Here is a 24,204-nt window from a genome sequence, read left to right as displayed (position 1 = left end):
GCTTGGATGGGGCCGTGGAGGCTGGATCGGGACCTGCAGTGGCATCAAGAACGCGACAGGATGCCGAGCTGGTTTGCCAGCCACGCGGGCTATGGAACCTAAGGCCGTCGGTGGATTCCCGTGGCTTTTGCTGGAATGAAAAAAGGAGCCGAAGCTCCTTTTTTCAACGACCTGCAGACGCCAGTAAAAGTCTGCAGATCAACATCTGGAGCGGGAAACGAGACTCGAACTCGCGACCTCAACCTTGGCAAGGTTGCGCTCTACCAACTGAGCTATTCCCGCTTGGGAGGCGGCATTCTACCGGAATGCCCGCCGCTGTCAACAAACCCCAGCGCGGCGCCGGGCTGGCCCGGCAAACGAAAAAGAGGCCTTTCGGCCTCTTTCCAGGATACTGGAGCGGGAAACGAGACTCGAACTCGCGACCTCAACCTTGGCAAGGTTGCGCTCTACCAACTGAGCTATTCCCGCTTGGGAGGCGGCATTCTACCTGTCTTCACAAACGTGTCAACAGGCCCGCTCAGCCGCCCTTCTTCAACCGCGCCCGGGCACGCGCCGCGCGCTCGTCCTCACGCAGGCTGGGCCACGCCGCGTGCAGGTACTGTAGGCCCGACCACAGGGTCAGGACCGCGGCGATCGCCAGCGTCCAGTCGCCGATATGGAAGACCGTCGGCCCCATCCAGATCGCCTCGACCGCCGTGTTCGGCGCCACCGAATACAACAGGCACAGCAGCGCCACCATCTGCGCGGTGGTCTTGACCTTGCCGATCATCGCCACGCCCACCTTGGCACGCTGGCCCAGTTCGGCCATCCATTCGCGCAGCGCCGACACCGCGATTTCACGGCCGACGATGACCGCCGCCCAGAACGCCATCCAGGGCGTGGGATGCCCCTGCACGATCAGGAACAGCGCCACGGCCACCATCAGCTTGTCGGCCACCGGATCCAGGAACGCACCAAAGGCGGACTCCAGCTGGTACCTGCGCGCGATCCAGCCATCCAGCCAGTCGGTGATGGCCGCAAGGCCGAACAATGCCGCGCAGGCAAAATTGGTCCACGTATAGGGGAGATAGAACACCAGTACCAACACCGGAATCATCACGATCCGCAGCAGGGTCAGCCAGGTGGGAAGGGTCAACGTCATCTTTTCTCTCTACTCGCCCGCCGCATTCGGCTCGGGCAGTCCATGAAGGTTAGCGTAGATACGCGCCGCCAGGGCGTCATTGATGCCTTCAACCCGGGCGATTTCCGCTTCCCCAGCCGCCTTCAGGCCGACCAGGCCGCCGAAATGCTTCAGCAGGCTCGCACGCCGGCGCGGACCGATCCCGGGGATGTCTTCCAGCTTGCTGGTCATCCGGGCTTTCTGCCTGCGCCCACGGTGGCCGGTGATCGCAAAGCGATGGGCTTCGTCACGGACCTGCTGGATGAACTGCAGCGCCGGGGATGCGGCGCCCGGCCGCAGCTCGCGCCCATCAGGCAGCACCAGTGCTTCGTGCCCTGCGCGGCGTTCGGCACCCTTGGCCACGCCGACCAGCATGACACCCTCCACGCCCAGGTCGGCCAGTGCTTCCTGCGCCTGCGCCAACTGGCCGGCACCGCCATCGATCAACAGCACATCCGGCAAGACGCCCTGCTCTTCCACCGCGCGCCGGAACCGGCGATCAATGGCCTGGCGCATGGCGGCATAGTCATCACCGGGTTCGATACCGGTGATGTTGAAGCGACGGTACTGGGCTTTCACCGGGCCAGCCGCATCGAACACCACGCACGAGGCCACCGTCGCCTCGCCCATGGTATGGCTGATGTCGAAGCACTCCACCCGCTTCACCGGCTCGGCCAGGCCCAGCATCTCGCGTACCGCCTCGCTGCGCGCATGCTGCGAGTCGCGGCTGTTCAACTCCGTGGCCAGGGTGAGTTCGGCATTGCGGCTGGCCAGCTCCAGGTAGCCTGCGCGCTCGCCCCGCACGTTCCAGCGCAGCTGCACCTTGCGTTCGGCGGACGCGGAGAGTGCCACCTCCAGCAATGAAGCATCGGGAATCTCGCGATCCAGCAGGATCTCGCGCGGCGGTTCGAATTCGACGTAATACTGGGACACGAACGCACCCAACACCTCTTCCGGGCTTTCTTCGCCATTGGTGCGCGGGAAGAACGGCCGGGTTCCCATGTTGCGTCCATCACGGAATGCCAGCAGCAATACGCAGGCCTGCGTGCCACGCGTGGCCACCGCCAGCACGTCCAGGTCCGCCGCACGGCCATCCACGTATTGGCGCGTCTGCATGCTGCGCAACGACTTGACCAGGTCGCGCAGCCGCGCGGCCTGTTCGAACTCCAGCGCCTCGCTGGCCGCCTGCATCTGCTCGCCCAGCTCGCGGGCCAGCTCGTCGCTCTTGCCTTCCAGGAACATCGACGCACGTCGTACCGATTCGGCATAGTCCCCGGCCGCGACCAGCTCCACGCAGGGCGCGCTGCAGCGCCCGATCTGGTATTGCAGGCAGGGCCGCGAGCGGTTGCGGAATACGCTGTCCTCGCAGCTGCGCAGCTTGAACAGCTTGTGCATCAGGTTGAGCGTTTCGCGTACCGCGGTAACGCCCGGGTACGGCCCGAAGTAACGTCCGGGCACCGCGCGTGGCCCGCGGTGCAGTGCGATTCGTGGCCACGGTTCGCGCGTCAGCAACACGTGCGGATAGGACTTGTCGTCGCGCAGGGACACGTTGTACCGCGGCGACAACGATTTGATCAGCTGGTTTTCCAGCAGCAGCGCCTCTGCCTCCGAGCGCGTCACGGTCACGTCCATCCGCACGATCTGCGACAGCATGGACATGATGCGCGCGTTCTTCGGGCTGCCGTTGAAGTAGCTGCCCACGCGGTTGCGCAGCGCGCGCGCCTTGCCGACATACAGCAGCATGTCCTCTGCGCCGTACATGCGGTAGACACCGGGTGCGGTGCTCAGCCGCGCCGCGAACGCCTTGCCATCAAAAGCGGGTACATCGTTCATTCGCTGATCGGCACTTCACTCAATACGCCACTGGCAGGATCGAAACGCAGCACGGCATGCGCGTCGGTCTCGGCAATCCACACCGCACCGGAACCGGCAGCCAACCCGGCGGGGCCATGCAGGCGCCGCGGCAGCGCCTGGGTGGCCAGTTCACCGCCACCCAGCCGCAGCATGCGCAGGCGCCCGTTGCCGGTATCGGCTATCCACAGCAACGGGGCGTCTGGACTCAGCGCGATCGCCTGCGGGAACTGCAGGCTGGCCTGGCCACGCGGGCCGTCTTCGTCCCCCTGGCTCCACAATCCCTGTCCGACCAGCGTCTGCACCAGGTCGCCGCGCAACTGCAGGCTGCGCACCGACGAGCCCAGTGCATCGGTGATGTACAGCGCCTGCTGCACCACCGCCAGCGAGGTGGGCTGCGCGAAGGCAGCCAGGTGCCCGCTGCCGTCGCGTTCTTCGATGGCACCGCTGCCGGCGCGCCAGTGCAGGCGGCGTTGCCCCAGGTGATAGCTCCAGATGCGGTTATCGCCGGCCATCGCCACGTGCAGTTCGTTGTCGGCCACGGCCAGCCCGGTGGGATGGTTCAGCTGCACCGCACGCGGATCATCGAACATGCCTTCGCTGGGTTGCCCGGGGCGACCATTGCCGCACAACGTATCGACCTGGCCAGTGATGATGTTGATACGGCGCAGTGCGTGGTTTCCGGTATCGGCCACGTACAGCGCATCGCGCTCCAGCACCAGCGCCTGGGGCCGGTTGAAGGCGGCCTCCTGGGGATCGCCGTCCATCAGGTCGGGCGTGCCCTGGCCGAACTGGCGCAGGATGCGTCCGCCGTGGCTGCATTCGAGTACGCGGTGATGGCCGCTATCGGCGATGTACAGCCGCTCGGGGGTGACCGCCAACCCGGTCGGGAAGCACAAGGGCAGCCTGGGTTCCGGCCGCAGTTCGCGCAGCGGCGGCATATCCGCAGCCTGCACCGAAGCACACAGGCCATTGAGGCTGCGCTCCAGTTCACCCGGTTGCCCCAACCCCACCAGGCGGCCACTCTCGCGGCCATGGGCGTCGATCAACACCATCGTTGGCCACGCCGTTACACCGAACCGGCGCCAGCCATCCCAATCGCCGTCCAGCAGCGCGGCCGAGCTCAGGCCCTGCCGGCGCAGAAGCTTGAGCGCGGACGTTTCATCGCGTTCGAAATCGAACCGGGGCACCTGCAGCACCAGCACCTGCAGGCGGCCGGGATGGCGTGACTGCCAGTTCGCCACGTCGGTCAGGCGTTGCGCGCACCAGACCGAGGCCGCGTTGACGAACAACAGGGCCAATGGGCGGCCCCGCAGTTCGGCAAGCGTGGACGGACTGGCATTCAGCCAGCTGGCGAACTCGGGAAGGTCCTGGACGGGTTGGGCATTCATACCCGGATTATGCCGGAGTCGGCGTCATGCAATCGTCGTGCCAGCGGCCAGCAGCGCCTGCGCACGCTCAAGGTCCTCCGGCGTATCGATGCCGGGCGGAAACGGTGCCGGCGACAGCCCCACGCTGATCGGGAAACCCGCCTCCAGCACCCGCAACTGCTCCAGCGATTCCATCTGTTCCAGCGTGCCCGGCGGCATTGCCGCGAACTGCTGCAGGAAGCCGGCACGATAACCGTAGATGCCGATGTGCCGCAGCCACTGCGCGCCCTGCGGCAGCACTTCCCGGCTGCGTGCGAAACCATCGCGGTGCCAGGCGATCGGGGCGCGGCTGAAGTACATCGCCTCGTTGCGCACGTTGCGCACCAGCTTGACCACGTTGGGGTCGAACAGGGTCCCGGCGTCCTCCACCGGCGTGGCCAGGGTCGACATCGGGGCCGTGCCATCGACCAGTGCCTCGGCCACGGCGCGGATTCCCGCCGCGGGGGCGAACGGCTCGTCGCCCTGCAGGTTCACCACTACCGTCGCATCATCCCAACCGGCAATGCGCGCGCACTCTGCCAGCCGGTCGGTGCCGGACGAATGGCCGGCGTCGGTCATGGCTACCCGCACCTCGTCCATTCCATCCAGCGCATCGGCAATGCGCCTGTCGTCCGTCGCCACCCAGACCTCGCGCGCACCAGCCAGCAGCGCGCGGCGTGCAACGTGCAGCACCAGCGGCTCACCGCCCAACAGGCGCAGCGGCTTGCCGGGCAGGCGCGATGCCGCGTAACGGGCGGGAATGGCAACCACGAATCCGGTCATGCAGGGCTCTCCTGGAAAGGGCATCGCGCACGGCAGGTCAGCCCGTGCGCAGCTTCTCAAGGCGGTCCGTCAGGGCCACCCAGAATGCTGCAGGCAGATCGGCCTGCAGCGGTATGGCAAAGTGCCAGTCATTGGCAAAGGCACGGCATTTCACCGCGTCCTTCTCGGTCATCAGCACCGGCAGCTCACTGCCAAAATGCAGGTCCTGCGGCTGGTAGGCATGATGATCGGCGAAGGCGTGCGGCACCACGCCGATCCGCGCTGCCCTCAGCATCTCGAAGAAGCGCGCCGGATGGGCAATGCCAGCCACGGCATGCACGCGCTGTCCGGCAAACACAGACAGCGGTTGCAGCCGGCCACCGGCCAGCGGCTGGGCGCTGTCGATCTGCAGGGTCATCGCCCATTGCCCGAAGCCACATTGTCCGCCCTGGCCGTCGGGGCCGGAAGCCCCCAGGTTGACCACCCTGAAATCACATTCGGATGCGCGCGCCACCGGTTCGCGCAGTGGCCCGGCAGGCAGCAGCAGGCCATTACCGTAACGACGCTGCGCGTCGACCACCTCGATCTCGATGTCACGCGCCAGCCGATAATGCTGCAGGCCGTCGTCGCAGACGATCACGTCGCAGCCTGCTTCGACCAGCGCCTTGCCGGCTGCCACGCGGTCGCGGTCCACGCGCACCGGCACGCCGGTCTTCCAGGCGATCAGTACAGGCTCGTCGCCGCCCAGTGCGGTCGGCGTGTCGGCCTGCACCCAGCGCGCACTCTCGGCCTGTTCGCGGCCGTAGCCGCGGCTGGCCACGCCGGGCTTCCAGCCTGCTGCCCGCAGCCGCTGCACCAGCGCGATGGTCAGCGGCGTCTTGCCGGTGCCACCTGCGGTGATGTTGCCGACCACGATGACCGGCACCGGCAGGCTGCGCTTCTTCAGCCAGCCACGTCGATACAGTCGCCGGCGCAGGCCACTGACCGCACCGTACAGCGGGCTGAGCAGGCGCATCCCCAAGGGCGGTGTCGAGCCGTCGTACCAGTAAGCCGGTGTCTGCGTACCCTTGCCGGACATCAGGCCTGCCTTTCGCGGAACTGCATGTTGTACAGGTGCCCGTACAGGCCGCCCATTGCCAGCAGCTCGGCATGCGTACCACGTTCGACGATACGGCCCTGGTCCATCACCAGCACCTGGTCGGCATGTTCGATGGTGGACAGGCGATGCGCGATCACCAGCGTGGTGCGCTCGGGCATCAGCCGCTGCAGCGCGTCCTGCACCAGCCGTTCGGATTCGTTGTCCAGCGCTGCGGTGGCTTCGTCCAGGATCAGGATCGGCGCGTCGCGCAGGATCGCCCGGGCGATCGCCAGGCGCTGGCGCTGGCCACCGGACAGCAGCGCACCATTCTCGCCCACCGGCGTGTCCAGTTGCTGCGGCAGGCGTTCTATGAATTCCCAGGCATTGGCCGCTTCGGCAGCGGCACGGATCTGCGCTTCGCTGGCATCCATGCCATAGGCGATATTGGCGCCGATGGAGTCGTCGAACAGCATTACTTTCTGCCCCACCATCGCCACCTGCCGGCGCAGGTCGGCCAGCGGGTAGTCGTCCAGCGCCACGCCATCGAGCGTGATGCGGCCGCCACTGGGTTCGTAGAAGCGCGGCACCAGCCGGATCAGGCTGGTCTTGCCGCTGCCGGAACGCCCCACCACGGCAGTCACCGTGCCCGGGCGCGCCACGAAACTGATGTCATCCAGCGCAGTTCCCGTGTCTTCGCGATAACGCAGCATCACGTGTTCGAAGGCCAGTTCACCGCGCACCCGCTCGACGCGCCGGGTGCCATGATCACGCTCCACCGGCATGTCGAGGATGGAGAACAGGCGTTCGGCCGCGGCGACACCGCGCGAGATCGAGGTCTGCACGCTGGTGAGCCGGCGCAGCGACGGAATGATCGCCATCATCGAGGTCATCAAGCCCATGAACTGGCCCGCGTTGAGCTTGCCGACCAGTGCTTCGCGGGTGGCCACCCAGACGATCACCGCCAGTGCCAGCGCAGCCAGGAACTGCACCGTGCTGGAGGCCAGCGCGCGGGTGGTCTCCACCTTCATGTTCAAGCCCAGCATGCGGTTGGCCAGCCGTGCGTAGCGGGTCATCTCATGCTGCTGGGTGCCGTGGACCTTTACTTCCTGCTGTGCAGAAAGCGACTGTTCGGCGGTGGCCGCCATGCTGCCCATGCCGTCCTGGATGCCACGGCTGATCCGCCGGTAGCGTTTGCCCACGTAGGAGACGATCAGGCCGATCAGCGGCACCACCACCAGCATGGCGAGTGTGACCTTCACGCTCATCTGCAGCATCACCACCAGCATCGCGATGATGGTCAGGGTATCGGCGACCAGCGTCTTCAACGCATCGGCGCTGGCCTGGGTGACCTGCTCGGTGTCGAAGTTCAGCCGGCTGACCATCACCGGCGTGGCCTCGCTGTCGAAATGCGACGACGGCAGGTGCAGGTACTTTTCCAGCACCTGCTCACGCAGGTCGCGCACCACGCTGCGGCCGGTGCGGGCCAGGGTGTAGTCGCTGGTCAGCGTAGCCAGGCTGCGCATCATGAACAGGCCCAGGATGGTCAGCGGCAGGATCACCGCCATGCGCGGCTCAGGATTGACGAACCCGCGATTGACCAGCGGCTCCATCAACCTGGTGAAGTAATAGCCGGCCAGGGCCTCCACGGCCATGGCGATCACCGCGGCCACCATGAACACCCAATAGGACCGGGTGTAACCCAGCAGACGTTTGTAGATCGGCCAGACGGGCGCGTGGCTGGAACTCATTGACGCACCTCGGGAGCGGTTGCGATGGCGATACGGCGGAAGCCCAGCTGGCCCAGCGCATCCTGCGCGGTGACCACGGCCTGGTAGGGAGTGCGTGCGTCGGCACGCAGCAGGACCGACTGCTGCCGGTCGTCACCGGCCAGCGCAGCGATGGTCTGCTTTACGGAATCCAGGTCGGTGCGCAGCACTTCCTGGTCGTTGACGAAATAGCGGCCGTCGGCATTGATCAGGATGCTCAACGCACGCGGCGGCTCGCTGTCGGCCTGCTGGCTGGCATGCGGCAGCTGCACCTGCAACGTAGAGCGCGCGTCGAACGTGGTGGTGACGACGAAAAAAATGATCAGCACCAGGATCACGTCGATCAGCGGCACCAGGTCGATGTGCGGCTCGTCGGCCGCGCGGTCGTTGCGGATGCGCATCCGTCAGGCCTTGGCCGCAGCCGGACGGGCGGCGGTGGCACCAGGCGCATGCGGACGTGCGGCGCCGGCCATTACCCCGGAGCGCCCATCCAGCGCATCCAGCAGGGCCGACGCTTCCTGTTCCATCTCGATGACATAACCGTTGATGCGGCCCTTGAAATAGCGATGGAACATCAGCGCGGGAATGGCCACGATCATGCCGGTGGCGGTGCATACCAGCGCCTTGCCGATACCACCGGCAAGCTGGTTCACATCGCCGACCCCATGGTCGAGGATGCCCAGGAACATCTGGATCATGCCCACCACCGTGCCCAGCAGGCCCAGCAGCGGCCCAGCCGATGCGATGGTGCCCAGCGCATTGAGGAAGCGTTCCATGCGGTGCACCAGATGGCGCCCGGTATCCTCGATGCGCTCGCGGATCTGCTCGCGTGGTCGATTGCGTGCCTCCAGCGCCGCCGCCAGCAGCGCGCCCAGCGGCGAGTTCGCGCGCAGCGCCTGCAGGTGGGCAGGATCGAGCTTGCCGCGCGCGGCCCAGCTGCGCACCTCCTGGCCCAGCGCTGGCGGCAGGACCTCGTTACGCCGCAGGGACCAGAAACGCTCCAGGACGATCGCCAAAGCCAGCACACCCAACAACAGCAGCGGCACCATCGGCCAGCCACCGGCCTTGACCAGTTCCCACACGTTTCAACCCTCCGGCCCATCGGCCGCCTGTTTGTCCACCGATAGGATAGCAGCCGCCCGCTCCCGCCCCACGGCATCCCACCAACGGCTTTCATGCACCCGTTGTTCGCGCACGTGCAGGCCCTGCCCGTCCAGCCACACCCGCAGGGCCCCAGAGCCCGCCGTGCCCAGCACTTCGGCGCCGGCATCGTGCCAGCGCTGCACGACCTCGGCACGTGGATGGCCGAAGCGATTGCGGTGCCCAGCCGACACCAGCGCCAGCCGGGGGGCCACCGCCAGCACCCATGCGGCGCTGGAAGAGCCCGCGCTGCCGTGGTGTGGCACCAGCACCGCCGCCGCGGCCAGGTCCTGGCGGCCGGCCTGCAGCAGCCAGGCTTCACTGCGCCTGCCGATGTCCCCTGCCAGCAGCAGCGCCCCATGCGCGGTGCCGATCCGCAGCACGCAGCTGCTTTCATTACCGCGCTCGCGATGCCCGAGCGGCGGGTACAGCACGCGGAATTCCACCCCGTCCCACTGCCATTGCTGTCCACGATGGCAGGGCGCGGCACCGGCCACGCCGGATCCCACCGGTGCCATCACCGGCACCGCCGGCAGCCAGCGCCGCAGCCCGGGCAGGCCGCCGGCGTGATCCGCATCGCCATGGCTCAGCAGCACCCTGTCCGGCGGCCCCGTCGCCAGCGCGCGCAGCGCCGGCACCACCACCCGTTCCCCGGCATCCGTGCCCGCGCCCACGCCCGGTGGCCCAAGGTCATACAGCAGGCTGTGCGTGGTGGTCCGCACCAGCACGGCGGTGCCTTGGCCGACGTCCAGCACCAGCAATTCCACTGCACCGGGTACCGGCAACTGGCGCGCGGGCCACAGCAGCGGCAGACACAGCAGCGGTGCGGCCAACAGCCCGCCCCGCCCACGCGGCAGCAGCCACCAGAACACCCCGGCCAATGCCATCGGCAGCGTCCAGCGCGGCGCGGCGGGCACCCACCACACCGCGCCAGCCCACCCTGCCGCTGGCTGCAGCCAGTGCCAGCTCAGGTCGAAGGTCCACCCTGCCAACCGCCACGCCCAGCCCCCCAGGCCAGGGTGGATCGCCTCCAGCGCCGTGCCCAGCAGTGCCAGCGGCACCACCACCAGGCTCCACCACGGCACCGCCACCAGGTTGACCAGCGGGCCGATCCGCGATGCCTGGCCGAACAGGCTGATGCCCAGCGGCAACAGCGCCAGGCTGGCCACGCCCTGCGCCGCGAAGAACGGCTTGAGCAGCCCACGCAGCCCGGTTTCCGGCCGCCCACCACCCGGCAGGCACCACAGCAGCCACAGCACGCCGCCGAAACTAAGCCAGAAGCCGGCCGCCAGCACCGACAACGGCGTCACCAGCAGCGTGGCGAAGGCGGCCAATGCCAACGATTGCGCCCAGGGCAGCCGACGCCGGGTAGCACGAGCCAGCGCCACCACCACGATCATCAGCGCCGTACGCACGGTAGGCAGCGCCAGACCGGCCACCAGCGCATAGGCCATCGCGCCGGCGGCAGCGGCCATCGCGGCCGCCGTCGGCCGTGGCAACAAACGTGGCAACACGCTGGCGCAACGCCACGCCCCGCCGACGAGCAACGCGAAACCACCGGCGACCAGTCCGACGTGGAAACCTGAAATGGCGATCAGATGGGTAAGTCCCAGCGCGCGTAGCTGCTCCCAGTCGCTGTCCTGCAGGCCACGGGTATCGCCAAGCGCCAACGCCCGTACGAAGCGCGCCGTATCGGCGCCGACGCGCATGTCCACGCGCGAGGCCATCGCCTCGCGCCAGGCGGGCAGTCCATGTCCGGCGGCAAGCTCCCTGGCCTGGGCGCCACCGCGCACCTGGGCACTTCCGATGATGCCCAGCGCCAACGCATGCCGCTCTCCGTCGAAACCACCTGGATTGATGCGGCTGCGTGGTGCACGCAGGCGCAGCGGCAATTGCCAGCGCGCACCAGCGGCAACGCTCAAACGCGTCACCGAACCGTCCACATCCGCCTCCGGTGATGATCCGCCTGGCCGTGCGAACGGCGCGCTCCAGTAGACCTGCACGCGTCGTCCACGCAACCCGGGAGGCGTTGCATCGCTGCCATCGATGCGCAGCAGGAAGCGGCTGGCATGCGGTTGATGGTCCGGCAGGTCGATGACGCGCCCACTGACGGTGCGATCCAGCGGCGCAGCGTGCGGTGGCAACTGGGCATCCAGCGCCCAATGCCCATGCAATGCCGCCCAGCTGGCGCCCACCAGCAACGGCCCCAACCAACGGCCACGCCAACGCCGCAACCACAACGCGCCCCCTGCGGCGAGTCCCGACCAGGCCCCCCACGCAGGCGGCAACTGCGGCAACAGGCAACAGACCGTGGCGCCAGCCACCAGCGCAGCAGCACTGGCCTTGCCCAGCAGGCACGGCACCGTTGCCGGATCGTCGCGAGCCTGGCTCCCCATGCGGGAAGCATCGCGTGGCCGTCAGCACGCGCCCATCAGCGTGCAGCAGGCTGTCCGGTCAGATTTCAGCCTGGACGTTGCGCCGGGCGATGAAAGGCAATGCGGAAACTGGCGCCCCCACCCCGTGCTTCACCGACGCTGACCGTGCCACCATGGTGCTGGACGATTTCCTTGACCAGGTGCAATCCCAGTCCGCTGCCACTGCCTGCCGCCCGCAGCCGATGGAAAGGTTCGAAGATCGCTTCACGGTCATCGGCCGGCACGCCCTCGCCCTCATCGGCCACCTCCAGCGTGCCGTCGGTATCCAGGGTCACGGTGATGGTGCCGCGGCCGCCACCATGCACGATGGCGTTGTGCACCAGGTTGGCCATCACCCTGCCCAGCGCGATGCCGTCACCGACGATCCATACCGGCCGCTCCGGTGCATCCACTTCAAACTGGTAACCGGCTCCGATCACCAACGGTGCCAGTTCGGCCGCCGCGGTGCGCGCCAGCGCCGCCAGGTCCAGCGGCTGCAGTGTATCCACGCTGCGATCCAGTCGCTGCAGGTCCAGCAGGTGTTCGGCCACGTTGCCCAGTCGGGCAACATCATTGAGCAGTTGCGCCTTCAGGCTTCCCTGAGGCAGCTGCGACAAACGTGCCTGCACCACCGCGATCGGCACGCGCAGCTCATGCGCGGCATCGGCCAGGAACTTGTCGCGCGCTGCATAGCCTTGCTGCACCTTGCCGATGGCATCGTTGAAGGCCGCTACCAGCGGCGCGATCTCGCTGCTGACCAGGTCCGTGTCCAGGCGCGCGCCCGGCTTGCCGATATCCAGCTGCCGGGCCTGCTGGGCAAGCCGGCGCACGCCGCGCATCGCACGATGGATCACCGTCGGCATCACCAGCAGCGTCACCACGATCAGCGGCAGGAAGAACCACGGCCCGATCAGCCGCAGCACCATCAACGCGCCCTCCCACAGGCCGGTCTTCGGCTGCCCCCCCACCATCACGGTCAGCCGCCGGCCGTCCTTGTTGCTGATCACGATGCGCGCGGCATCCAGGTAGGGTGGCGTCAACGAACTCAGTTCGCTGTAGCCCACGCGTTCCAGCCGCGAGAGCAGCTCACGATGCACCTCCGGGATGCTGCCCTGTGACAGCCGATTGCCGCGCTCATCCACGGCCACGAACCACAGGTTGCCGCCGGCACGCGCGTTCAACGTCTGCCAGCGGTCGCCGTCCAGGGTGATCGTACCGCCATCGCCGTGCAGTGCGGCGGCCACGTTATCGGCGGCGAACATGTCCATCGCCACGGACTCCTGGTCACCCCAGGTCAGGATCAATGCCATCACCGCGATCAGTACGGTGAACACCTGGGCCAGGCAGACGCGCCACGCCAAACCCAGGGAAATCGAGCGGATGTCGGTATTCATGCTCATGCCTCGCCCAACAGGTAGCCAACGCCACGGATGACATGGATTTCCACGCCTGCACCGGCCTGCTGCAGCGCTTTGCGCAGCTTGGAAATATGCGCATCCAGCGCATTGGACTGGATTTCGTCGTCGAAGCCGTACACCGCCTCTTCCAGCGCACTGCGGGTAACCGTACGGCCCTGGCGCAGTGCCAGCGCCTGCAGTACCAGCACCTGCCGCCGTGGCAACGCCAACTGCTGGCCGTCCACGCTGGCCTGCAGCGATTCGAAGTCGAACTGCAGCCTGCCCAGTTTCAGTACCGGTGCCAGCATCTCGGTGGGGCGGCGCGCCACTGCGCGGATGCGCGCCATCAGCTCCTCGATCGCCACCGGCTTGACCAGGTAGTCGTCCGCCCCCACGTCCAGGCCTTCCACTTTGTCGCTGAGCTCGCCCTTTGCAGTCAGCATGATCACCGCCAGGTTCGGCCGCAATGCACGGGCGGTGGCAACGAACGCCATGCCATCGCCGTCGGGCAGTTGGCGGTCGAGCAGCAACAGCTGATGTACCGGTTCGCGCAATGCCTCGGCGGCCGCCGCCAGGTTGTCCACCACGTCGGCGACCACGCCCTGGCGCTCCAGCCCGGATTGCAGGGCACGGGACAGGTCAGGATCGTCTTCGACCAGCAGGATGCGCATGAGGAAACCGGTAGTCAGCAGGAAAGTTGTGTCGATGATAAGCCCGGCCGGGCTGCGGCAATGTTCCGACAATGTTGAAGGCGCAACCTGCACTGACCGCTTCTGCAACGAGCCAGACGACGCCATGGATGCCCTCCTCCCCCCGGCCAGCACCGCGCCCGCCCAGCTCTCTGCCCTGCACGACCCGCATGCCGTCCTGATGGCCCCCGACCTGGACAGCGCCGAACGCGCCTACCTCGGCTTGCTGCCGGATCGCGCGCACGTCGACGCATTGGCACGCCACGCCATCAGCAACGCGCGCCACGCCTCCGGCAGCAGCTATGCGCTGTCACTGACCCTGGTCGGCATGCGCCTGCAGGAATTCAAGATGGGCGAAGACTGCGCCACCACATGCCGGCAGGACTCCCTGCACAGCCTGCGCCAGGCCTTCGCGACGGGCTGAGCCACCGCGGCCTGCTCGTCCCACGTAAATTGGTAGCGACGGGCCATGCCCGTCGCCGCACCCCATCGATCACGCGCGAACCGCATCGACGCCTGGCGCTTGGCCAGCATCTGCTCCAGTTTCTGCACGAAGTGGAGCGGCAGGTCGTGTATGGCATCCTGCTGCAGCTCCATCATCGGAAGCTGCATTGGTCGATCGGGACGGACAACTGGCAAGAGCAGTCGAGCATGGCTCGACACTACAAAAGCACCGGGCACAAAAAAGCCAGCGCGATGGCTGGCCTTTTTCGTATATCCACTTCGTTGGAAGTGGTGGGCGGTACAGGGTTCGAACCTGTGACCCCTACCATGTCAAGGTAGTGCTCTACCGCTGAGCTAACCGCCCGTTTTGTCTCCTGCCCCGCTGCGAATGCGCCGGTGCAGGCCGCGTATATTACGGAGGACATCGACCAAGCGCAATAGTTTTGTGAAGAAATCGCAGGCGCTATCGTTCAGCCGACCTGATCACCCCAGGCTGGCCTCCTTCAGCTTGCGGATCAGGTCGCGTACGCGGCCAGCTTCCTCGAACTCCAGGTCCTTGGCGTGCTGGTACATCCGCTGTTCCAGCGCCTTGAGCCGGGTGGCCACCTGCGCTGGTGACAGCGTCGCATAGTCGGCGCCCTCTTCGGCCAGGGCGACCCCGCCCGCCTTGCCCTTGCCTTTGCCCTTGCGCGATTCCTTTTCGGCCGCATCCGAACGCGCCCCTTCCAGCACATCGACGATCGGCCTGGCGACCGACTTGGGCACGATCCCGTGTTCCTCGTTGTATTCCACCTGCTTGGTGCGGCGGCGGTCGGTTTCGTCGATGGCCGCCTGCATGGATCGGGTCATCCGGTCGGCGTACAGGATCGCCTTGCCGCGCACGTTTCGCGCAGCGCGGCCGATGGTCTGGATCAGCGAGCCGGTGGAGCGCAGGAAGCCCTCCTTGTCCGCATCCAGGATCGCCACCAGCGACACTTCCGGCATGTCCAGGCCTTCGCGCAGCAGGTTGATGCCTACCAGCACGTCGAACTTTCCCAGCCGCAGGTCACGGATGATCTCCACGCGCTCCACCGTGTCGATATCCGAATGCAGGTAACGCACGCGGATGCCGTGCTCGCCGAGGTATTCGGTGAGGTTCTCGGCCATGCGCTTGGTCAACGTGGTGACCAGTACGCGGTCGCCCATCTTGATGCGTTCGTTGGCCTCGCTCATCAGGTCATCGACCTGCGTGCCGACCGGGCGGATCTCCACCATCGGATCGATCAGGCCGGTCGGGCGCACCACCAGCTCGGCCATGTCCTCCCCTGCCTCGCGGTACTCGTACGGCCCCGGCGTTGCCGACACATAGATCGCGCGCGGGCAACGCTGTTCCCACTCCTCGAAGCGCAGCGGCCGGTTGTCCAGCGCCGAGGGCAGCCGGAAACCGAACTCCACCAGCGTCTCCTTGCGCGACCGGTCGCCCTTGTACATCGCGCCGATCTGCGGAATGGTCACGTGCGATTCGTCGATGACCAGCAGCGCATCCGGCGGCAGGTAATCGAACAGGGTCGGTGGCGGCTCGCCTGCGTTCTTGCCGGTGAGGTGGCGTGAGTAGTTTTCGATGCCGTTGCAGAAGCCCACCTCGGCCATCATTTCCAGGTCGAACTGGGTACGCTGCGCCAGGCGCTGCGCTTCCACCAGCTTGTTCTGCGCGTACAACTGCTCCAGCCGTTCCTTCAACTCGACCTTGATGGTCTCCACCGCGCCCAGCACGCGCTCGCGGGTAGTCGCGTAATGGGTCTTCGGGTAGACAGTGAAACGCATCAGGTTGCGCAGCGTTTCACCGGTCAACGGGTCGAACATGGTGATCTTCTCGACCTCGCCATCGAACAGTTCGATGCGCAGCGCTTCGCTGTCCGATTCGGCCGGAAACACGTCGATCACCTCGCCGCGCACGCGGAACGTACCACGCTGCAGCTCGTATTCGTTGCGGGTGTACTGCAGTTGGGTCAGGTGGTTGATCAGGTCGCGCTGGTCGATGCGCTCGCCTTTGGACAGGATCAGCCGCAGCGACAGGTAGTCCTCCGGCGCGCCCAGGCCATAGATGGCCGACACCGTCGCCACCACGATCGCATCCGGGCGTGACAGCAGGGTCTTGGTCGCCGCCAGCCGCATCTGCTCGATGTGCTCGTTGATCGAGCTGTCCTTCTCGATGAAGGTATCCGAGGACGGCACGTAGGCTTCGGGCTGGTAGTAATCGTAGTAGCTGACGAAGTACTCGACCGCGTTGTGCGGAAAGAACGCCTTGAACTCGCCATACAACTGCGCGGCCAGCGTCTTGTTCGGCGCCATGATCAGCGTCGGCTTCTGGATGCGGTCGATGACGTTGGCGATGGTGTAGGTCTTGCCCGAGCCAGTCACGCCCAGCAGGGTCTGCTTGGCGATACCGGCTTCGAAATTGCTGCTCAGCTTCTCGATGGCGTTCGGCTGGTCGCCTGCCGGTGAGTACGGCGAGACGAGTTGAAAACGGTCGCTCATGGTGCTGCCAGTTCCCGGGGTGGTCATTATAGCGGGGGGATGGGTGACGGTCGGTTGAGGGGAATCCCCATACCCTGGCTTCCTTGCCGACGATGGGTGGAGGTGATGTCACCCCGGATCATGGAGCCAGACATCAGGGGCCCCATGAACAGATCGCGCAAGTGCCAGTGCTGTCCGCAGCCGAGGGGGTTCGGGCTGGTGCAGTTGGTTGTCGCCACCTGCATCCTGGCGATCCTCAGCGCACTGGCGCTGCCTTCGCTGCGTGGCGCCCTCGCCCGCACCCGCGCCGACAGCCTGCGCATGCAGTTGCAATCCCTGCTGGCCACCGCCCGGAGCACGGCGATCACACGGCAGCAGCGCATCGAGGCATGCCCCAGCGACGATGGCGTCACCTGCGGCAAGGACTGGAGCCGGGGTTGGCTGCTCTACCCGGTTCCACCCGGATCGCGGGCAGACCCGCTACCCACCGAGCTGCTGCTGGTGGAGCAGCGCCGGCCCTCGGAGGTACGGACGGTCCAGAGCACCCTGAAGCCCCGCATTCAGTTCCGTGCCGATGGCCGCGGCGCCGGGACCAACCAGACCATCCGCGTGTGCCTGGACGGACAGCTGCACAGCAAGGTGATGGTCAGTGTTCCCGGGCGCATCCGCAGCGAACGGCCGAATCGGCCGATGCCCTGCAAGGGAAAATGACGCGGAAACGAAAAAGCAAAAGCCGCGATTTCTCGCGGCCTTTGCAGGATCTGGCGCCCGAAGTTGGACTCGAACCAACGACCCCCTGATTAACAGTCAAGTGCTCTAACCGGCTGAGCTATTCGGGCGGGGGTGCGCATTCTAGCCAACAACAAGCGCCCCTTGCAAGCCTCCGATGCACCGCTGCCGGGGTGCCCTACCAGCACCCCTCCACGCTGCTGGCCGCAGGCGTTTTCCGCCCGGCCTGGTCCAGTGTCAGCGTGCCGCACGTGTCCTTTTCCTGTGCCCCGCCCGGCACCGCCTGCAGCTTGAAGGTACTGCCATCCGGGGTGCCATCGAAGGAGAGCGCGTAGTGCGACGTGCCATCGCGCGGCGACTGGCTAAACGGAAGGGTCAGGCCGGCGTAGGTGTTCTGCACGGTGTGATGGCGTTCCAGCTGCTGCGTAAGTTCGATCAGGTCGGCCTTGGCCTGGGCACGGCGGGACTTGCGCACATGTTCCTGGTAGGAGGGAAATGCTATGGCGGCAAGGATCGCCACCACGGCCACCACGATCATCAGCTCGATCAGGGTGAAGCCACGCTGGCCCTGTCGGGATGGCGGCATCTGCATGGAAAACCTCGACGTGGAAGGGATCATCGGATCTGCCGCCAGGATTGCCGGCCGCAGGGACGGGGCATGAACATGGCATCGGCACCCGGCGCGCGCAGGACGAAGGTGCACTGGTCGGCTTTCAGTGCATCTTCGACCGTACAACCTGCGGTATTGGGATCACACGGCGTCAGTTTGGGCACGAAGATGCTGGTGTCCTTCACCGGCGGGCCCTGCCCACGGTCGCCCCCCTTGGACAACGCCACCGCACCGCATTCGCCGGTGCACAGCGATTCGCCACCGATCTCAGGGCTCAACCCGGACATGGCCCCACCACCGGTCAGCAGGTTGAGCCCATACAGCCAGTTGGTACCGCCACCGCTACCGCAGATGGCCGTGCCCGGCACATAGCTGGTGAAGAACACGCTGCCGTTCTGGATATTGGGGTTGCCGACGAAGCGCTCACCTTCGACCGTACCGTCAACGACCAGGTCCACGTACCAGCCGCGGCTGGTCGTGTAGCTCACATTGTTACGGCTGACATTACGGATGTCGTAACCGCCACTGGAGGTGGTGCTGCTGATGGTCTGTTCGACAAGGTTGGCCCGGCCCCCTATCGCTGTCCTCAGGTCATCCCACACGCCATACAGCGTCTGCACCGGCGAGGTGCTGCTGACCTGGTTGTCGTCGGCAGCGAAGTACTGCCCCGTGCCGAAGAACAGGCTGACGCCGCCGCCCGGGCCACTGGATACCTCGATGCCACTCATTATCGGCTGCTGCGCTTCCCCCCGCCTGGCGGTGAACAGCGGAGCACCATCCAGGGCCACCTTCCAGTTCGCCGGGTTGGTATCGGACAGGTCGAACTTCCACAGGTTGCCCTGCATGTCACCGCCGTACACGGTATCGGTGATGCCATCGTTGTTCTTCAATGCCACCGGGGCGATGTTGATCAGTCCATTGCGGTTGGCGTAGCCCGACCCTGCCGGGCTGATCTTCCGCAGTACCTGGCCGGTCTGGATATCGACCACGTACAGCGCGGCCTTGCCGCTGGTAGAGTTCACGCCATTTCCGAACAGGGCGACAAAGCGTGGCTGCGCCCCGACGGCCGTGCCCGTGAGTGGCACGATGGAAGGCTTGCCCAGCACGAAACCCAGATCGGATTCGGTCTGGCCCGACACTTCCCACAGGACCTTGCTGGCATCGAAACCGGACGGATTACCGACGTCCAGCGCGAATACCGAACCGTTGCCCGCCGCTGCCGCATTCGGTGCCTGGCTGGCACCGCCGCCGCCGGTGGTTCCCACCAGCACCGTATGCCAGTCGTTGCCGTAGTAGACATCCGACGAGGTCAACGGACCATCGACATAGTAGCGGTGGCCGTACTTCGGATTGGCCAGTTCGCCGATGTGCTGCAGCGACGTCGAGGGAACGAATGCCAGCTCCTCATTGCCGCCCGATGGTGAGTCGGAGGCGTTGAAGCCATGCATCATGCCGTCGTTCGCGCCGACATAGACCATCGTCGGCGGGCCGCCAGTGCCGCGCTTGCCCTCCAGGAACGTCCTGTACGAGGTACCCAGGGCCTGCTTCCACGTCGTGCTGTAAGTAGACCAGGTGGCATAACCGTAATCGTCGCGATTGGAGACGATCTCGGTGGTGGAGTTGACGATGTCGCCCAATGGGGTCGAGCGCGTCCGCAAGCCGCTGATGGGTGCACCGCGCAGGTAGTTCACCAGGTTGGTCGATGTTTTTCCGGCAAACCATTCCGGAATGGATGCGCTGAAACCCATCACCGCGAGCTTTTCGTTGTCGTCCCGGCCGGGGATATTGGTCGCCAGGAATTCCGCAACCTTCGCTGCGGTCACCGTGCCGTCATTGGACGTGGCGGTCGGTTCGGTGGCCATGTAGATGCGGCGGGTGGAACTGGCGATGCGGCTGGATGCGCGCCACAGTTCCGTGCCGTCGCTGCCATCGGTGGTGACCTGGGTGGCGATGACATCACCCGTCCAGTCGTAGGATCCCTGCGGCACGCTGAAGTGCGATGAGACGGTGAACGAGCCGGTGCTGATGCGTGCGCCCGTGCCGCTGCCGCCGACCGGCGCGTCGCCCTCGGCTGCACTGTTGAAGATGCCTTCCAGTGCTTCCTTGAGCTTGGTCGGGTTGCGCGCCAGGAAATAGTTGTCCGGCACACCGGCCTGCTTGCTGTCCCACTTCTTGCCTTCCGGCACACCGTACTTGGCGGCGTACCACAGCGGGCTTTCGAGCTGGCCCGCCGCGCCGCTGGAGGCCTTGAACTTCTTGACGATGGCCCTGCCCCAGTTGCTCGGCGGATTGGCCGTAACCGTCAGCACCGAGCCATTGCTGTTGCCTGGACGCAGCGCCAACCGCTGTACCGGGGCAGCTGCATCGGAACCGGTGATGGTGTAACCGGTGAGCATCGCATTACCGGCGTAGGCGGACAGGTTCTCTATGCGTACCAGCACTTCATCGGCACCGATGGTGCCGTTGATCCGCTCGCTGTTGCATACCCCGTCATTGCCGGCCCGCCAGCAGATGTTCTGGAACCCGCTGATCGCATCGTGGCATGCCGCACCGACGCAGTAGCTGAGCATGGTGACCACGTCGTTGTCATGGTCGTTGCCCCACAGCGAATCCTCCCAGACCAGCGAGAAGCTGCCCGCACTGCCGTCGTTCTTGTAGGGGCGGCCATACACGTAGTTGGGCGAAACCGAGGAGGTCTTGGTACCGATGCCCACCGAGCCCAGGAAGCAACTGCGCCAGCCGCTGGAGTCGATGCCTGCCGTGCCGGTGTTGTTTGCCTGGCACAACGGCGAGAGGCCGATCTTGGCCCCGCCGACATTCAGTTCGAATTTTGGCAGGTTCTCGGCCATCGCGACGGTGTAGGTGGTCGCGGTGACCTTGTAATCGGCCGGCTTGCCCTGGACGCCCGGCCGCAGGTCGGTTTCCGCTGCTGCCTTGGACAGGCCGGCCAGCATGAAGCTGCCTTCCATCGAAGGAATGTCCGGGCAAATGCCGCGCACGTCGCTCAGCTTGCTGATCGGATGGGCCTCGCAGATGTCCTCATGGGTGCTGAGCGACTCATAGCGTGGCGTGGCGCCAATGCGGCCCGCCATGAAACTCTTGCCGATCATGCCTTCCGCCGTCCCGATGGCATCGGTCGCAGCCACTGCCGATGTCAGGTTGGTCACGCTACCGATGTTGTCGCTGTCGAACGACGGCAGGCCCGAGGACATCACCAGGATGTTGCAGCTGGCGCAGTAGGAGTTGCCGCCGCTTTCCGGGCTGCGGTACGGATCCTTCCAGTCCACGCCGGTAGGCAGGCCTTCGAGATCGCCACCGTCACCATACAGCTTGGCACCCGCTGTGACATAGCGCAGCGCCTCGGCATACATTTCCGCGAGCGGATTGCCCCAGGCGCTGCACTTCTGTCCACCGGTACCGGGGTCGGCCAGGTTGCCGTTACCGCCCTGCCCCTGGCGGTTGAGGATGCTGTAATTGTTGCAGTCGTTCCAGTTGCTGCCCCAGTTCCACTGGTCGATCTTGAAGGCGGAAATGGTGTTGATCACACCCTCGCCGTTCTTGGTACTGCTCTTCATGTAGCAGAACTGGCCGGTGGACAGGTCGATCTCGTCGCCAGCGGCGCAGAAGGTGGTGCCATTGCCCGCGATCTTGCCGATGTTCCGGCGCAGCACGCCGCCATCGCGCGGGTTGGCGTAGGTGCCGGTCACCAGGCCGAAGCGCAGGCGCCCGCTTTCACCGTAGTTCTGCAGCACGCCAACCGGCTTGTAATGATCGGTGGTGCCGTCGTTGTACTTGCGGCAGAAGCTCTCGCGGACGGCGTTGTTGCCCGGCGCGCAGACTTCAACCCGCACCGTGTAGGGGGACACGGTACGCGGGGTGTCCTCGCTGCCTTCGCCACTGCGTGCCACTCCGCATTGGTAGCTTGCCGTGGACGCCCACTCCGACCAGTTTCCACTGGCTACGCGCATCAACGGAGCACCATTGGCCGCGATGGTGGCGTTGCAGAACGACTGAGTCCCCGACAGCGGCGTAAAGTCAGCGATGTTCTGCCCTGCCTGCCCGCCGTAGACCTTCACCCATGCATGCAGGTCGTTGGGGATCTGCGCACGTTCGATCACCGTCTTGCCCGGGTCGTCCGTGGAGCGCTGTCCGCCATACAGCACGCTGCGCATTACATCCAGACGGCTCATCGTCACCCAGTTGAGAAAATTGCCGGACCACTGGTTGTTGCAGCTGTGTCCGTTGGCGCCAGCTGCAGCAATGGATGCCTTGAATACGCTGCCGTCATGGGTGTAGCAGAGTTTCGAGTCGAAATAACCGCCGTACTCGAACTTGTCCAGGTACGTGGTGTCGAGGACGCCATCCTCGTCCAGGTCGCTGTAATCGCTGTACGCCTTGTTGAACAGCTGTTCGTCGCGCGACATCACCATCATCATCAACGGTGGCTGGCTCTGTTTGGTGTACAGCGGCTCCTGGGCGATGTCGTAATCGCCAATCGCTGCACGCAGCGGCACCACCAGGGCGACCACGCCGGCAAGCACGGCGGTGGCGGCACCTGCGCGCAGCCATGTGGAGGAAGTCAAACGAAGGAAGCGACGCTGGGTGGTCATGGAATGAAAACCGTGTCGATGACGGCACTGGCCGAGGCGTTGTCGGGATCGTCACTGGCCAATGCCGTGACCTGATAGATATTTCCGGTTTCTTCGTTCTGGCGCTCGCCGATACGCCGGCTGGACGCGGCGAAACACTTGTCCACCCGCCGGGTATAGCTGGCCGTGGCCAGGCTGATGCCATCTGCCCAGGTCAGCGGGTCGTAGGTCGGGCTGCACTCTTCCTGCGCGGCGACGTAGATGCCGGTGTCGCTCATCGCAAGCTCGATAGTGTTTTCCACCTCGCGCGCATCCGCTTCGGCGTTCTGGAAAGCCTGGTTGGTGCGCAGGTAGTTGGCCGCCATGCGTTCCTGCATGCCGGTCACCTGCATGCCGGCGATGCCGATCAGGGCAAGCAGGATCAGCATGATCAGCGCGACGTACAGCACCGCGCCGCGCTGCGCACGGGAAGAAGGATGTCTGGGTGTGCGGATGGCCATGCTTGCCTCAGTTGCCATACAGACGATTACGCAGCGCTACCGTGGTCTGGTAGACAGCGCGCATGCGGCCATCGTTGGGCGCGGTGAAAGTAACCCCGAGCGCGCTGAGTGCGGCGGCATCGCCCTCGGCCTGCTTGGCGGCGGCAGGACTTGAGCTGGACATCACCAGCCCCACCTGCACGGCACCTACGCGGCGCCAGCCCTGGGCGGTGTCCGTCAGCGACGCTTCGACATCGGTTGCCGTGCCCTGGCTGTCGATGTAGCCCGATGGCGACACGGCGGTCAGCTCGCGGTCCTGCCCATACAGCAGCTGCATGTTCTCCACGCCTTCCACCAGCGCCTCGGTGGGTCCCACCTGCAGGGCGCCGCCCGGCTCTGCGGAGAAGCGAAGCCGATACAGCGAGGTCTGTCCGGTCTCGGCGTCGTAGCCGACGTAGAACACGATGCTCTCCGCGCGATGGAGCATCGCCTGCCCGGTGGTGTACAGGCTGGTAAAGGTGTTCGAGCCGTTCAAGGCGACCGTGTCGAAAACAATTCTTCCGCCCGGATCCAGCGCCTGGGCCTGGAACACCGTCGCGGACAGGCAGTCTGCTATGCCGAACAGGCCAGGCGTGGTCACGCCGCTGCGCAGCACCTCCAGGCGGGAGGCGTCGAAATCGAAGGATGGCCTTTCACCGCTGTTGCCCACGGCAGTGACCGGCACGCCATCGGGCATCAGGTAGCGCAACGCGACGATGTCGCTGCCATTGACCCGGTTGGTCATTGCATTGGCCAGTTCGGCAGGCAAGGCCGGGCTGTAGCCCGTGCCGCCTGTCGCCGGCGTCGTCGCCAGCGTGATCGCGCTGCCCGGTGCGGTGTCGGTCGCTTCATACCCCTGGATGGACCGGGTGAAATCCAGCGAGGGGTGCGCGGCAACGGTCAGCGTCGAGTTGAGCGTGCCGGGCGGCTGCAATGTATGCGCCTGGTCGTTGACGCAGCCGAAGTGCCCGGCCATGCGCAACTCACGCTGCAGCGAATCCATGGCGAAACGGCTGTTTTCCTGCACGCGCGCCAGCCCTTCGGACAGCTGGTACGCAGCACGCGATGCAGCAAATACCTGGATCACGCCCAGCATGACGATGAGGCCGATGACCATCGCAATCATCAGTTCGATGAGCGAAAGTCCGTCCAT

The 24,204-nt window shown here is 65.9% G+C and carries 18 protein-coding genes and 4 tRNA genes; 2 read left to right on the top strand and 20 right to left on the bottom strand.

The window, feature by feature from the left end; all coding sequences use genetic code 11:
• Window positions 1–206 precede the first annotated feature (206 nt).
• From H4O11_RS01355 to H4O11_RS01295, 13 genes are all read right to left on the bottom strand, one after another.
• Window positions 207–282: transfer RNA gene (locus tag H4O11_RS01355), tRNA-Gly, on the bottom strand.
• A gap of 110 nt (window positions 283–392) precedes the next feature.
• A tRNA-Gly gene (locus H4O11_RS01350) sits at window positions 393–468 on the bottom strand.
• Between the two features lie 49 nt (window positions 469–517).
• On the bottom strand, window positions 518–1,141 hold the full coding sequence (pgsA, locus tag H4O11_RS01345; protein WP_182337646.1) for a CDP-diacylglycerol--glycerol-3-phosphate 3-phosphatidyltransferase: 624 nt from the start codon (window positions 1,139–1,141) through the stop codon (window positions 518–520).
• 9 nt (window positions 1,142–1,150) lie between these two features.
• Window positions 1,151–2,992 carry an excinuclease ABC subunit UvrC gene (uvrC, locus tag H4O11_RS01340; protein ID WP_182337645.1) on the bottom strand — a complete coding sequence of 614 codons (1,842 nt, stop codon included), beginning with the start codon at window positions 2,990–2,992 and terminating at the stop codon, window positions 1,151–1,153.
• A complete protein-coding gene (locus tag H4O11_RS01335) occupies window positions 2,989–4,401 on the bottom strand; it encodes a hypothetical protein (protein ID WP_182337644.1) in 1,413 nt (470 codons plus the stop codon). The genes uvrC and H4O11_RS01335 overlap by 4 nt, the downstream gene beginning before the upstream one ends.
• 24 nt (window positions 4,402–4,425) lie before the next feature.
• Entirely contained in the window at window positions 4,426–5,202 is a 777-nt protein-coding gene (gene kdsB / locus H4O11_RS01330; protein ID WP_182337643.1) for a 3-deoxy-manno-octulosonate cytidylyltransferase, read from the bottom strand.
• Between the two features lie 37 nt (window positions 5,203–5,239).
• Window positions 5,240–6,259 carry a tetraacyldisaccharide 4'-kinase gene (lpxK, locus tag H4O11_RS01325; protein ID WP_182337642.1) on the bottom strand — a complete coding sequence of 340 codons (1,020 nt, stop codon included), beginning with the start codon at window positions 6,257–6,259 and terminating at the stop codon, window positions 5,240–5,242.
• Window positions 6,259–8,007 carry a lipid A export permease/ATP-binding protein MsbA gene (gene msbA / locus H4O11_RS01320; protein ID WP_182337641.1) on the bottom strand — a complete coding sequence of 583 codons (1,749 nt, stop codon included), beginning with the start codon at window positions 8,005–8,007 and terminating at the stop codon, window positions 6,259–6,261. Before msbA ends, lpxK begins: the two co-directional genes overlap by 1 nt.
• The gene (locus H4O11_RS01315) at window positions 8,004–8,426 is read right to left on the bottom strand and encodes an ExbD/TolR family protein (protein ID WP_182337640.1); all 423 of its coding nucleotides are present in this window, start codon (window positions 8,424–8,426) and stop codon (window positions 8,004–8,006) included. The genes msbA and H4O11_RS01315 overlap by 4 nt, the downstream gene beginning before the upstream one ends.
• A 3-nt stretch (window positions 8,427–8,429) precedes the next feature.
• A complete protein-coding gene (locus H4O11_RS01310) occupies window positions 8,430–9,107 on the bottom strand; it encodes a MotA/TolQ/ExbB proton channel family protein (protein WP_343042752.1) in 678 nt (225 codons plus the stop codon).
• Between the two features lie 3 nt (window positions 9,108–9,110).
• On the bottom strand, window positions 9,111–11,561 hold the full coding sequence (locus tag H4O11_RS01305; protein WP_182337639.1) for a DNA internalization-related competence protein ComEC/Rec2: 2,451 nt from the start codon (window positions 11,559–11,561) through the stop codon (window positions 9,111–9,113).
• A 65-nt stretch (window positions 11,562–11,626) separates the two neighbouring features.
• Window positions 11,627–12,973 (bottom strand): sensor histidine kinase, encoded by a 1,347-nt coding sequence (locus tag H4O11_RS01300; protein WP_182337638.1) that lies wholly within the window; start codon window positions 12,971–12,973, stop codon window positions 11,627–11,629.
• Between the two features lie 2 nt (window positions 12,974–12,975).
• Window positions 12,976–13,647 (bottom strand): response regulator transcription factor, encoded by a 672-nt coding sequence (locus H4O11_RS01295; protein ID WP_182337637.1) that lies wholly within the window; start codon window positions 13,645–13,647, stop codon window positions 12,976–12,978.
• Window positions 13,648–13,771: 124 nt separating this feature from the next.
• Here H4O11_RS01295 and H4O11_RS01290 point away from each other — a divergent pair, with 124 nt between their 5' ends.
• Window positions 13,772–14,089 carry a hypothetical protein gene (locus tag H4O11_RS01290; protein ID WP_182337636.1) on the top strand — a complete coding sequence of 106 codons (318 nt, stop codon included), beginning with the start codon at window positions 13,772–13,774 and terminating at the stop codon, window positions 14,087–14,089.
• A 309-nt stretch (window positions 14,090–14,398) separates the two neighbouring features.
• Here H4O11_RS01290 and H4O11_RS01285 read toward each other — a convergent pair.
• Both H4O11_RS01285 and uvrB read right to left on the bottom strand, forming a co-directional pair.
• Window positions 14,399–14,473: transfer RNA gene (locus H4O11_RS01285), tRNA-Val, on the bottom strand.
• A 119-nt stretch (window positions 14,474–14,592) separates the two neighbouring features.
• Window positions 14,593–16,626, bottom strand: coding sequence for an excinuclease ABC subunit UvrB (gene uvrB, locus H4O11_RS01280; RefSeq protein ID WP_182337635.1), 2,034 nt, complete (start codon window positions 16,624–16,626; stop codon window positions 14,593–14,595).
• Between the two features lie 144 nt (window positions 16,627–16,770).
• Here uvrB and H4O11_RS01275 point away from each other — a divergent pair, with 144 nt between their 5' ends.
• Window positions 16,771–17,316: a GspH/FimT family pseudopilin gene (locus H4O11_RS01275; RefSeq protein WP_182337634.1), complete on the top strand. Its 546-nt coding sequence runs from the start codon at window positions 16,771–16,773 to the stop codon at window positions 17,314–17,316.
• Between the two features lie 51 nt (window positions 17,317–17,367).
• Here the strand turns inward: H4O11_RS01275 and H4O11_RS01270 are convergent.
• The 5 genes from H4O11_RS01270 to H4O11_RS01250 all read right to left on the bottom strand — a co-directional run bounded on the left by H4O11_RS01270 (window position 17,368) and on the right by H4O11_RS01250 (window position 24,204).
• Window positions 17,368–17,444 (bottom strand) — tRNA-Asn (locus tag H4O11_RS01270).
• A gap of 68 nt (window positions 17,445–17,512) precedes the next feature.
• On the bottom strand, window positions 17,513–17,926 hold the full coding sequence (locus tag H4O11_RS01265) for a type IV pilin protein (protein WP_182337633.1): 414 nt from the start codon (window positions 17,924–17,926) through the stop codon (window positions 17,513–17,515).
• Between the two features lie 23 nt (window positions 17,927–17,949).
• Complete coding sequence (locus tag H4O11_RS01260; protein ID WP_182337632.1) at window positions 17,950–22,554, bottom strand: pilus assembly protein; 4,605 nt, start codon at window positions 22,552–22,554, stop codon at window positions 17,950–17,952.
• Window positions 22,551–23,033, bottom strand: coding sequence for a pilus assembly PilX family protein (locus tag H4O11_RS01255; RefSeq protein ID WP_182337631.1), 483 nt, complete (start codon window positions 23,031–23,033; stop codon window positions 22,551–22,553). The genes H4O11_RS01260 and H4O11_RS01255 overlap by 4 nt, the downstream gene beginning before the upstream one ends.
• Window positions 23,034–23,040: 7 nt before the next feature.
• A complete protein-coding gene (locus H4O11_RS01250) occupies window positions 23,041–24,204 on the bottom strand; it encodes a PilW family protein (protein ID WP_182337630.1) in 1,164 nt (387 codons plus the stop codon).

Source organism: Stenotrophomonas tumulicola (assembly GCF_014117215.1).
GTDB lineage: Bacteria > Pseudomonadota > Gammaproteobacteria > Xanthomonadales > Xanthomonadaceae > Stenotrophomonas > Stenotrophomonas tumulicola.
Note: the sequence above shows the minus strand (reverse complement) of the source record. Positions and strands in the feature narration are given on the sequence as shown.

Excerpts from the sequence above, each read along its gene's own strand:
- pgsA (WP_182337646.1), bottom strand. The coding sequence starts at position 1,141 with ATGACGTTGACCCTTCCCACCTGGCTGACCCTGCTGCGGATCGTGATG.
- uvrC (WP_182337645.1), bottom strand. The coding sequence starts at position 2,992 with ATGAACGATGTACCCGCTTTTGATGGCAAGGCGTTCGCGGCGCGGCTG.
- H4O11_RS01335 (WP_182337644.1), bottom strand. The coding sequence starts at position 4,401 with ATGAATGCCCAACCCGTCCAGGACCTTCCCGAGTTCGCCAGCTGGCTG.
- kdsB (WP_182337643.1), bottom strand. The coding sequence starts at position 5,202 with ATGACCGGATTCGTGGTTGCCATTCCCGCCCGTTACGCGGCATCGCGC.
- lpxK (WP_182337642.1), bottom strand. The coding sequence starts at position 6,259 with ATGTCCGGCAAGGGTACGCAGACACCGGCTTACTGGTACGACGGCTCG.
- msbA (WP_182337641.1), bottom strand. The coding sequence starts at position 8,007 with ATGAGTTCCAGCCACGCGCCCGTCTGGCCGATCTACAAACGTCTGCTG.
- H4O11_RS01315 (WP_182337640.1), bottom strand. The coding sequence starts at position 8,426 with ATGCGCATCCGCAACGACCGCGCGGCCGACGAGCCGCACATCGACCTG.
- H4O11_RS01305 (WP_182337639.1), bottom strand. The coding sequence starts at position 11,561 with ATGGGGAGCCAGGCTCGCGACGATCCGGCAACGGTGCCGTGCCTGCTG.
- H4O11_RS01300 (WP_182337638.1), bottom strand. The coding sequence starts at position 12,973 with ATGAATACCGACATCCGCTCGATTTCCCTGGGTTTGGCGTGGCGCGTC.
- H4O11_RS01295 (WP_182337637.1), bottom strand. The coding sequence starts at position 13,647 with ATGCGCATCCTGCTGGTCGAAGACGATCCTGACCTGTCCCGTGCCCTG.
- H4O11_RS01290 (WP_182337636.1), top strand. The coding sequence starts at position 13,772 with ATGGATGCCCTCCTCCCCCCGGCCAGCACCGCGCCCGCCCAGCTCTCT.
- uvrB (WP_182337635.1), bottom strand. The coding sequence starts at position 16,626 with ATGAGCGACCGTTTTCAACTCGTCTCGCCGTACTCACCGGCAGGCGAC.
- H4O11_RS01275 (WP_182337634.1), top strand. The coding sequence starts at position 16,771 with ATGAACAGATCGCGCAAGTGCCAGTGCTGTCCGCAGCCGAGGGGGTTC.
- H4O11_RS01265 (WP_182337633.1), bottom strand. The coding sequence starts at position 17,926 with ATGCAGATGCCGCCATCCCGACAGGGCCAGCGTGGCTTCACCCTGATC.
- H4O11_RS01260 (WP_182337632.1), bottom strand. The coding sequence starts at position 22,554 with ATGACCACCCAGCGTCGCTTCCTTCGTTTGACTTCCTCCACATGGCTG.
- H4O11_RS01255 (WP_182337631.1), bottom strand. The coding sequence starts at position 23,033 with ATGGCCATCCGCACACCCAGACATCCTTCTTCCCGTGCGCAGCGCGGC.
- H4O11_RS01250 (WP_182337630.1), bottom strand. The coding sequence starts at position 24,204 with ATGGACGGACTTTCGCTCATCGAACTGATGATTGCGATGGTCATCGGC.